The sequence below is a fragment of the Candidatus Cloacimonadota bacterium genome, assembly GCA_012522635.1.
GTDB lineage: Bacteria > Cloacimonadota > Cloacimonadia > Cloacimonadales > Cloacimonadaceae > Syntrophosphaera.
This window is the reverse complement of record JAAYKA010000056.1, coordinates 1-3,160: the sequence shown is the minus strand read 5'-3', so window position 1 is coordinate 3,160 and position 3,160 is coordinate 1. Positions and strand designations below refer to the sequence as shown.

Annotated in this window: 3 protein-coding genes; 1 reads left to right on the top strand and 2 read right to left on the bottom strand. The window is 51.3% G+C overall.

Translation table 11 applies throughout. From position 1 onward, the window contains the following. On the top strand, positions 1 to 819 hold an 819-nt coding region (locus GX135_03345), incomplete at its 5' end, for a phosphomannomutase/phosphoglucomutase (protein NLN85128.1). A 252-nt stretch (positions 820 to 1,071) separates the two neighbouring features. Here the strand turns inward: GX135_03345 and GX135_03340 are convergent. Next, entirely contained in the window at positions 1,072 to 2,334 is a 1,263-nt protein-coding gene (locus tag GX135_03340) for a histidine--tRNA ligase (GenBank protein ID NLN85127.1), read from the bottom strand. Positions 2,335 to 2,337: 3 nt separating this feature from the next. Next, positions 2,338 to 3,129 carry a tRNA pseudouridine(38-40) synthase TruA gene (gene truA / locus GX135_03335; protein ID NLN85126.1) on the bottom strand — a complete coding sequence of 264 codons (792 nt, stop codon included), beginning with the start codon at positions 3,127 to 3,129 and terminating at the stop codon, positions 2,338 to 2,340. Between the last annotated feature and the right edge of the window lie 31 nt (positions 3,130 to 3,160).

The window sequence follows — 3,160 nt, the reverse complement described above, 5'->3', positions numbered from 1 at the left end:
GGACCCTATTTGCCGGAAATTCTCGACCGCCTGGGCTGCGAAATGATTGAGATGTATTGCGAACCAGACGGAACCTTCCCCAACCACCATCCCGACCCCACTGTGGAAAAAAACATGGAAGACCTTTCTCGTGCTGTGGTGGCAGCGGAATATGAAATCGGTGTCGGGCTGGATGGAGACGCAGACCGCATCGGGGTTGTGGATGAAAAAGGCAAGATGCTTTTTGGCGACCAAATCCTGAATATTCTGGCACGTGATTACCTGAAAAACAACCCCGGCAAGACCGTCATCGCGGATGTGAAATGTTCCAAAAACCTCTTTGATGACATCCGCAAACATGGCGGCGTGCCGATGATGTATAAAACCGGCCACGCCAACATCAAAATGAAAATGAAGGAAATCGGCGTTGAATTTGCCGGAGAAATGAGCGGCCACGTGTTTTTGGGAGACCGCTACCTCGGCTTTGACGATGCCATCTATGCCAGTTGCCGCATGATTGAAATCGTATCCCACACCTCCAATCCTGTCAGCACTTTTTTGGCCGACCAACCCAAAATGTTCAACACTCCGGAACTGCACATCTCCTGTCCGGACGAGCGCAAGTTCGATGTGGTGGCAAAGGTTTGCGATGAATTCAAAGCCGAAGGCTATGACGTCAACGACATCGACGGCGCCCGCATCACCTTTGCTGATGGCTGGGGGCTGGTGCGCGCCTCAAATACCACCCCGGTCTTGGTGACCCGTTTTGAAGCGGAATCTCAGGAACGAATGAACGAAATCCAAGCTTTGGTAGAAGCCAAAATCAATAAATATCTGTAAAAACAGAACCTTTCTTAATCATTAACGGGGATGCCGATTTGCGGCTCCCCTTTTTTTTGATTTTCCTTTGGAACTTCCTGTATTTATCGCCAAATTTGGTTCTTTCTTGGTCACTGCCCTTAGTCTTCCTTATGTTTCAAAAGCAAAGTCAAGCGACACAAGAGGTTGCGGTCTTGAGATTCGAAAATCAACAGACTCGTTCTTAGATATGGACGTGTTTACAGACGGCTGATTTTTCTTGCCGAGGCGGATTCAGCCGCGGATGGCCTCCACCAGCAAATCCAAGTTTTCCAGGGAAAAAGTTTTCTGCTCGCCGCTGCTCAAGTCCCTCAAAATGACGCTGTTTGCCGCCAGTTCATCCTCGCCAAAGATGAGCGCAAAGCTGGCATGACGGTTGTCCGCGGCTTTGAGCTGAGCCTTGAAAGAGCTCTTATCGGGGTCGAATTCCACAAAAATCCCCTTTTGCCGCAAAGCGTTCAGATGGGACAAAAAGGCTTCCCGCGCCGCTTCGCCAATCAGGATGGCAAAAGCTTCCGGCGCAGGGGGTTCCCCCAAACTGACGCCCTCTTCCTCCAATGCCAGCAGCAGCCTTTCAAAACCACCGGCGAAGCCGATGGCAGGCGTGCTTTTCCCTCCAATTTGTTCAAGGAGGCCGTTGTAACGTCCGCCGCCGACAAGTGAATTTTGCGCGCCGAGGCTGTCGCAAACAACCTCAAAGGCTGTGTGGGTATAATAATCCAATCCGCGCACAATGCGGGGGTTGATGGTAAAAGGGATGCCCATCAATTCCAAATTCTTTTGCACCGCCGCAAATTGGAGGCGACATTCTTCATCCAAATAGTCCAATTGGGAAGGCGCGTCATGGGCTATTGCCTTGCAGCTTGGCACTTTACAATCCAGAAGTCGGCGGGGATTTTGTTCCAATCTCACCTGGCAATCCGGGCACAGTTCCTCAAAATGCGGTCTGAAATATGCCTGAAGCGCCTTATCGTATGCCTGGGAACAGTTTGGACAGCCCACGCTGTTTATTTCGAGCCTCAGGTTTTTGAGCCCCAAGCCGCTCAGATAGAGCCAGAGAATGGAAATCACTTCGGCATCGTAATAGGGATTATCACTGCCAATCAGCTCAATGCCATATTGTTGAAACTGGCGATAGCGTCCCGCCTGAGGACGGTCATAGCGAAACATGGGGCCGATATAATAGAGCTTTTTGACCGCGGCGCCAATATCCATGCGATTTTCCACGTAAGCACGTGCCACGGGTGCGGTTCCTTCTGGCCTGAGCGCGAAAACACGTCCCTTTTGGTCTGTGAAGCGATACATTTCCTTTTTCACCACATCCGAGCTTTCACCGGAGCTACGCTCAAACAGCCCGGCCTGCTCAAACATGGGTGTGCTGATTTCAGAGTAGCCATAAGCCGCTGCCAGTTTGCGAAAATCCGCGAAAAGCTTTTGCCATTTGTGGCTCTGTTGGGGCAGGATGTCATAGGTCCCGCGTGGTATTTGATAACGCATTTTTTACCTCAAAAAGAAAAACATATTCGGCTCGGTGATGTCGCTGTCAAGCTTTAAATTTGGATAGCGCACCCCGGTGATGTATAAACCCGATGCCGGGGCTGTGGTCACCAGCCTTTGACGCGGATTTTTCTCCGCCAAAATTGTTTCCAAAACGCTGCCGTCCATGCCCATGTGTTCCAGATTCACCAAGGTTCCCACGATGCGGCGCACCATGTGGTGCAAAAATCGGTCGGCGCTGATGTCGAAGCGAATGATGCCCTGATTTTCGGACACGTCCAGCCGCGTGATATTGCAGATATGATTTGGCACCAAGGGGTTATCCCGGCTCAGTGAGCTGAAATCGTGGCTGCCGAGCAATACCTCACCAAGCCGTTTGAGACCTTCCGGGCTGATTTTGCTGCGCGGCATGAAACCTGTATAAAGCCGATTGAGCGGGGTTTTTTCCCGCGCCAAAAGATAGACGTAATCACGTCCACAGGCTTTGTAACGAGCGTGGAAGTCTTCTGTAACTTCCCAAATGCCAGTCACTTGCAGATCACCTTGAAACTTGGTGTTGAGAGACAAAATCAACTGTTGAGGAGTCATTTTTCCTCGGTAGTCGAAATGGGCAAAATGAGCCAGGGCGTGCACTCCGGCGTCTGTCCTGCCGGCTCCGGTCACATTTGGATGCCTCACACCGAGGCGGCGAAAAGCGGCAATCAAATCACCCTGCACGCTGCGTCCGGCGCATTGCGCCTGCCAACCACGGAAATCCGTGCCGTCAAACATCAATCTCATCAAAAAGCGTGCCATAAACCTAAACCGCGCTGATAAGCACCATCAG

Coding starts and splice junctions, on each gene's coding strand:
- GX135_03340 (NLN85127.1), bottom strand. CDS start 2,334: ATGCGTTATCAAATACCACGCGGGACCTATGACATCCTGCCCCAACAG.
- truA (NLN85126.1), bottom strand. CDS start 3,129: ATGGCACGCTTTTTGATGAGATTGATGTTTGACGGCACGGATTTCCGT.